The sequence below is a fragment of the Paenibacillus sp. P3E genome (assembly GCF_001909045.1).
GTDB lineage: Bacteria > Bacillota > Bacilli > Paenibacillales > Paenibacillaceae > Paenibacillus_AQ > Paenibacillus_AQ helianthi.
The window spans coordinates 1-6,706 of sequence record NZ_LVWH01000047.1 but is presented as its reverse complement, the minus strand read 5'-3'; the positions used below and the strand labels follow the sequence as shown (position 1 = coordinate 6,706).

Genomic DNA, 6,706 nt, shown 5'->3' with positions numbered 1-6,706 from the left:
GCAGTATCTTCTATAGGTTTATTACCGGACAAAGAAACTTCAATAAGCTCGTAAGGAAATCCCCCTTTATTTATTACACTATCTGCCCAATCAATAACATCTTGTTTTACGTAATATCCGATAACTAAGCCTATGTAATAGTATGCAGATAACTCTTTTATGGTTTTCATATATTTCTCCATGTTTTATTGAACCCCCTATAACGTTCTTATTTCTACGCCCCCTCATACTGGCTTAAGTTTAGTTAGAATCGTTTATCTTCATTTCGATTTTAGCTAGAGTCTCTCTTCTGTTCATGGTTTCCCTCCTTAGTTTCACCGAGGCCAGGAGGGTTCCTGAGTGATTCGGTCACTTAGCTTAGAGTAGATCAAGACTTAATCGAATCATATCCCTACATTGTATTCCGTTTTCATAAATCTCTTCCTTATAATGCCTTACAAAGAAATCCCGGTCTATTCCTGTTATTCGAAAACCACATCTTTGATATAGCATGAGCTGATGTACACTGGAGTTTCCGGTTCCGATTTCAATGGTTTTAGCCTTTTCTTCTCTCGCCTTATCTATCGAATATACAATTAATTTCTTTCCTATCCCTATCCCCTGATAGTCTTCCTGTACCGCGATATTTACAATTTCTATGGTTTCAGGTCGAGTCCTAATCAAAACCAAAACTCCAATTATTTCTTCGTTTATTAGAGCTACTAAGCATTGTCCTCTCCCCAAATATTCCTTAACGATTTCCTTCGACGGATCAGCAAGAAGTAATAAATCAAATGGTATTTCTTCGCTTGAATTTAGTGGTCGGATCTTAATTTCCATGAATTTTCTCCTTTGGCACGCTTCGTGAATACAATGTTATCTGAACTCTGCACCTCATAATAGTCCTGACTGAGGAGCTACTGCGATCAAAAGTGTCACGTTTTCATATAACTACCTATTAATCATAATATTGTGCCTGTGCCTCCCACATCGAACTATATTCCTTTCCATTCTTCACGAGCTGGTCATGATGCCCGTACTCCACTAACTCACCTTCTTTAAAAACGGCGACCTTATCACAGAATTTACAGGAAGATAAACGATGAGAAATATATATAACGGTATGCTTTTCTGTCATGCGGTTAAAATTAGAATAGATTTCGTATTCTGCATATGGATCAAGGGCAGCCGTGGGCTCATCCAAGATTAGAATAGGGGATTTTTTAAGCAAAGCCCTGGCCATTGCCATTTTTTGACCTTCTCCCCCTGAAAAATCCGTCCCCTCCGAATCGAATGTTTTAAATACCTGTGTGTCTAGCCCCTTTTCTAAACCGCTGATTTTTTCTTCAAGCCCAACTTGCTTAATCATCGATAGTATCTCTTCTTCTGTATCTAAAGTTAACTTCAAGCTCAAATTATCTTTTATGGAGAAAGAAAATAACTTATAATCCTGAAAGACTACACCCAAGGTCTTCATATAATCTTTGTATTGGTATTGTTGAATGGGATGTCCATTAAGCAAAATCTCACCCTGCTCGGGTTCATACAATCGGCAGAGTAATTTAATAAAAGTCGATTTCCCTGCGCCATTTTGTCCGACGACAGCCAGATTCTCACCATTTTTTATCGTGAGAGACACATTTTTCAAGGAATAGACCTCACTCCCTGCATATTTAAAATAAACACCTCTGAACTCTATCTCAGCTTCTGTCAACTTCCCAATCATTCGTTCTCCACTTCTCATGGTTGCAGGAAGACTCTCAAATTCTCTGAAAACCTCAAGATACCTGCACATTTGTCGAAGCTCAACATAGGCATTAAACACCACAGATACTTGTGTAGAAAAGCTGTTAGCAGCTGCAATATACATTATGAAATCACCGATTTGAATCCTTCCACTCATTACCTTAACAATCATGTAGCCATAGATCACCACCATTTGCAGTTGAAGATTAATACTCGTTAACCCCTTGTAACGCCCAACCTGTCCGTATAATTCTCCAAATCCCCGGATCGTATCCTTGTGATATGCATCTACCTTTTTCAATAAAAAAGGTGTCATTCCATACAGACGAATATCCTTGGCCATAGAAAAATCAGTTGCCAGCCTGGAGTAATAACCAAATTTACGATTTAGCGGGGCCAGTATTTTGTAGAATCTGAACTGGGTCTGCTGTGATTTTTTAAAAATATAGGTATTCAGCAAAATCATCCCAAGGATCAATAAAATGATCCCTATATTCAATGTGGAGATCAGAGCGGTCAATGCTATAAGGGATAGAGACGTTTGAAGAAGCATTCTCATGCTGGTCATCATTTTACTTATAACATCCTGCTGCTGAATCGGTGATAATGCCTGCTCCTTCAAATCAAGAACCTTAGCATTCTCTAAGCTTTCTAAATCGAGATTCATAATATGTTTGCCGACATGAAGCTCCAAGCCATCCATTACTTGCAGATTGGCCTGTTCCATTTTTTGATCCAAATAACTCTGGAGTAACCCAAAAATGGCATTACCTACGGCCAGAATACTAATCCATAGAAGTAATTGCGTTTCCCGCGCTTCCCCCATAAGTTCGTCAATGATATACTTGGGTGCAATAATATTAATAAAGGGAAGAAATGCACTACACAATGCAACCAATAACATCAGAGGGATATACGTCTTAGAGTAGGAATTAACCAGCTTCCAAAAATAAACGACGACTTGCGAATCCTTCTTCAGTTCAGGGAATGGGTTCATATTCTTTATTTTCACTCCCTTTGTAGTATTGTGCTTGAACCTGAAACATTTGCGCATACTTTCCATTCCGTTCTAGCAATTCTTTATGTGTGCCCCGCTCCGCAATTTCACCCCATTCCATCAAGAGAATCTGATCACAGAATCGGGTACTGGACAAACGATGTGAAATATATAAGGCCGTGCGATCTCCAATCATTTCATCAAAACTCTTATATAAACTGAACTCTGCTAGAGGATCAACCGCTGCGGTGGGTTCATCTAATACAATAAGATCTCCATTTTTATATAAAGCACGGGCTAACATCATTCTCTGATTCTCTCCGCCAGACCATTCAACCCCTTCATCATCCAAAAATTTCTGCAAATGAGTGTTAATGCCGTATTTAAGCGTTGAGATCTTCGGGCCTAAACCCGCCATTTCTAAGCAATTATGAATCTTTCCAGCATTGGATTCCCCGTTCTCCTGAAGAGAGACATTCTCGGCTACTGTAAAGGCCAACACTCGAATTTCCTGAAATACAGTAGACCATAAATCCCAGTACTCACCTTGGGAGAAGCGCTTGATATTAATTCCATTCAGATTAATCTCTCCGCTGTCCGGTTCGTACAATCTGCAGAGCAGCTTGATTAATGTTGTTTTCCCTGCTCCATTATGACCTACAATGGCAAGCCTCTGGTGAGCAGGGATAATAAAAGATAAATTTTCGAATACTAGCCGGCCGCTGTTAGGATAACCGAAGGAAACATTTTTAAATTCGATGGTGTAGGGTCCTGACGGAATCGGCAGCCTGTCCCCTTTCTCCTCTCTCTTAGTAGGTTCAAGAAAACTGCACAGTTCCTGTATGTACAGATTCTGTGTCCGCAAATGGGCTAAATCTTTTATCGTTCCCCGGAGAACATATGAGAAACCCGCTACAGCTCCGGTGTACATAGCAAAATCACCTACCGTTATCCTGTGATGGACATATAGGTAGGCTAAATAACTGTAAACACTTCCCTCCCTGGCGAAACGAATGATGACGTCCAATACATCACTCTGAAAATAACGCTTGCTTATGTTGTACTGAAGTGTCCTTCTCTTATCGGTAACTGCCTGGAATAGAGAAACAAAGTGCTTGTTTAACGAATAAATTCGAATTTCCTTCCCGTAAGCAAAGTCCTGCATCACATCCGAATAATAACGTTTTTCACGGTCCAGCTCTGATTGTCGTTGTTCTTGCTCATATTCATATTTCTTTGCCCGAAGTGAAAAAAAATATGAACCTGCAACCGATCCGATTAAAAAGAGAATAATCCACATCCCTAGCCTGGCAATTACTGTGAAGTATCCAGAAAGAGCAATAATCCCCCCCAGTAACGAAAATAACGTATGGAATAAACCCTGAAAACCATTCTCTACACTTTGCAGAGATCTCTTAGCCTGTTCCATTTGATTGAGGAATACCGGATCTTCCGTATTTTTGAAATCCGCATTCAGATTTTGCGCGGTATGTGCATGCAACTGACTAAATACAACTTTCATCAGCTGGGTTTGGCCTATATTTTGCAGATAGGCAGTTAAAAAACCAATGGTACTTGATAAAACAAACATGAGTGCAATTAGTAATATAAAACGAAGGGGTCTTTGCTGTCCCATTAATTCATCGAGAATGAGTTTAGGAAACAATAGCAGAATAAAGGGCTGAAGAGCAGTAAGCAGAGTGACTATCGAATAATAGATAACCGAAAGCTTACTATGAATCCACGCTGTCGAAAGGATATATCGTATGCTGGACCCAGTGGAAGATTGGAAACTTGTTTTGAGCATTGTCACGCTCCTCTTATTCACTCATTTACAAAATCTTTATTTATACTCCACCTTTACACAAAGTTATGTAATATAAATATTTCTTGTATATATTCTAACGATGTTATTATTTGGTAACTATATGAATTTATTAGGACTCATAAGATTATTTAATGGTAATTCAATGAACAGAAACCTTTAGCAGACAAAATAAAAAAGGGCTTTCCCATATGCCATGAAATGGCTTTGGGACAGCACCTCTAAATATAACCCTTACTTACATTCCTTGTGCTAGCAGTACTTTCTTATAAACGTTTCCGTGTTCACCATGTCCTTTCACCTTAATCCCTTTAGGACGGTGCAGTTAGGTGATTGGGTATGTCCCGGCATCTACTTCTCCGACTTACCTTCTGGGACTTCGGTTGGATCAAAGGACCACTCGCTCGCCAACAGCGTGAATGCATTGTTATCGAATGTCAGCGGCATATCTATATTATTTTTCCAAGTAACATTTTCATTCTTACTTCACACCATAAAACACCATCTAACACCGAATTTGTCGACAAACTGAACAATACATGGACTATAAAAGGTTGGACCTAATGGAGTGATCGTCTTGCTTTCATCCTGCAGAATTTGATATGCCTTTCTTAACTCTTCATCGTTATCAAAAATAGCAACAATTTCCATAGTAGCATCTGCCGATGATTCTCTAGTGCCACCAGCGTCACTAAGCATTAATCTTGTTCCAAGAACATGAATCTCAGCATGAATAACGTATTTCTCTGGCTCCTTTTGAGAATCAAACATTATCGAATCTGTTTCAGTATTAAAAGCTGCTTTATACAATTCAAGAGCTTCGCAACACGCACCATTTAAATATAATTGTGGAACTAACATATACATCCTCCCTTTTGTACATTCAAACATCGAAATGTTCTACAAGAAACTCAATTTCTTTCTTATAATGAGCAAGATGACCTTCCGCGACTAATTGTATAAATGCGGGATCTCCAAAGGCGGCACGTAGGTGAATTCATCACTTCTTTGATTGAGTACACTAATTATTGCGCGTTATAGTCTTTCTTAAGCAAGGCATATATCACCACATCCACAAATCGGTTTCTCCAAAAGTAATGTTCCTTCAATACCCCTTCTTCACCTAAACCGATTTTCTCAAGGACCTTCCTTGAACTCACATTCTCCGGCTCTACAAATGCTTCGATTCTGTTCAATCTAAGTTCGTTAAATCCGAATTCAATGATCTTTTGATTCGCCTCGGTCATAATACCTTTGCGCCAATATTCAGGAGTGAGTTCATATCCAATTTCAGCTTTAGAATGTTTTTTCATCCAACCATGAAATCCACAGGTTCCAATGACTCTGTGATCTGACTTCAAAGTTATCCCCCAGCGAAAGCCTTGATTTTCTTCGAACTTTTGATTCCAGCGCCAAATTAATGCTTCTGCTTGATTAATAGTAGTAAAACTCTCCAAATCATAAAACTTCGTAACCTCATCCAAAGAGAAATATTGAAAAACTTCCCTGGCATCGTCTTGTTTAAGTTGTCTGAGTATTAATCTTTCTGTTTCTAATATAGGAAATTGAGACATCTTCTTCTCCCTTCAGGGTTTGGGTCATTTCACCTAACGTTACCCTCAAATATTCCTCTTATCCGTAAACCCAACACAAAATCCCCAGCCCCTTCTTAGACCTTTAATCAGTCTTTTTGAGGATTATGAATAAAACCCACCAACTTTTATGTATTCATTGGTCTTCTGAAAATGTTTATATATCTTACTAAATGCTCTATTTGCTTTATGTTGAGTGGAGCTTTCACTAGTACATGGTTTAAGGAGCCTAACCACTTTGCAGAATTACATGATTATATTAGGTAATGGAGCCATTCCTGTAATGAATTAATTTGAGGTTTGAATGAAAAAAGCGCCAGCTGTATACTGGGAAACGTTCCGTCCAGAGAACAAATTCCAGCGCAGGAGGCACTCAACATGAAGTATAAACAATCGAAGAAACAGAATCAACGGATTATGAGAATTTCCGACAAGACCCTTGTCGTAGGCGCAGACATCGCTAAGGAAACCCATGTGGCCCGAGCCATTGACTTTCGGGGAATTGAACTGGGGAAAGATTGTGTATTCTCCAATACACGAACAGGTCTGGAGCAACTGGTACAGTGG

5 protein-coding genes and 2 pseudogenes are annotated in these 6,706 nt (G+C 39.2%); 1 reads left to right on the top strand and 6 read right to left on the bottom strand.

Annotated features, from left to right (window positions below; translation table 11 throughout):
- From A3842_RS06325 to A3842_RS06300, 6 genes and pseudogenes are all read right to left on the bottom strand, one after another.
- Nucleotides 1–182: pseudogene (locus A3842_RS06325) on the bottom strand (hypothetical protein); the annotation flags it as partial.
- A 175-nt stretch (nt 183–357) separates the two neighbouring features.
- Nucleotides 358–813 carry a GNAT family N-acetyltransferase gene (locus A3842_RS06320; RefSeq protein ID WP_218618656.1) on the bottom strand — a complete coding sequence of 152 codons (456 nt, stop codon included), beginning with the start codon at nt 811–813 and terminating at the stop codon, nt 358–360.
- A 124-nt stretch (nt 814–937) separates the two neighbouring features.
- Nucleotides 938–2,737 (bottom strand): ABC transporter ATP-binding protein, encoded by a 1,800-nt coding sequence (locus tag A3842_RS06315; protein ID WP_218618655.1) that lies wholly within the window; start codon nt 2,735–2,737, stop codon nt 938–940.
- Complete coding sequence (locus A3842_RS06310) at nt 2,706–4,529, bottom strand: ABC transporter ATP-binding protein (RefSeq protein ID WP_074084128.1); 1,824 nt, start codon at nt 4,527–4,529, stop codon at nt 2,706–2,708. The genes A3842_RS06315 and A3842_RS06310 overlap by 32 nt, the downstream gene beginning before the upstream one ends.
- A 504-nt stretch (nt 4,530–5,033) precedes the next feature.
- The gene (locus A3842_RS06305; protein ID WP_074084127.1) at nt 5,034–5,408 is read right to left on the bottom strand and encodes a VOC family protein; all 375 of its coding nucleotides are present in this window, start codon (nt 5,406–5,408) and stop codon (nt 5,034–5,036) included.
- A 164-nt stretch (nt 5,409–5,572) separates the two neighbouring features.
- The gene (locus A3842_RS06300; RefSeq protein WP_074084126.1) at nt 5,573–6,121 is read right to left on the bottom strand and encodes a GNAT family N-acetyltransferase; all 549 of its coding nucleotides are present in this window, start codon (nt 6,119–6,121) and stop codon (nt 5,573–5,575) included.
- Nucleotides 6,122–6,517: 396 nt separating this feature from the next.
- Here A3842_RS06300 and A3842_RS06295 point away from each other — a divergent pair.
- A pseudogene (locus A3842_RS06295) lies at nt 6,518–6,706 on the top strand (IS110 family transposase); the annotation flags it as partial.

What these genes read in the sequence shown, in the direction of transcription:
- A3842_RS06300 (WP_074084126.1), bottom strand. Translation starts at nt 6,121, where the DNA reads ATGTCTCAATTTCCTATATTAGAAACAGAAAGATTAATACTCAGACAA.
- A3842_RS06305 (WP_074084127.1), bottom strand. Translation starts at nt 5,408, where the DNA reads ATGTTAGTTCCACAATTATATTTAAATGGTGCGTGTTGCGAAGCTCTT.
- A3842_RS06310 (WP_074084128.1), bottom strand. Translation starts at nt 4,529, where the DNA reads ATGCTCAAAACAAGTTTCCAATCTTCCACTGGGTCCAGCATACGATAT.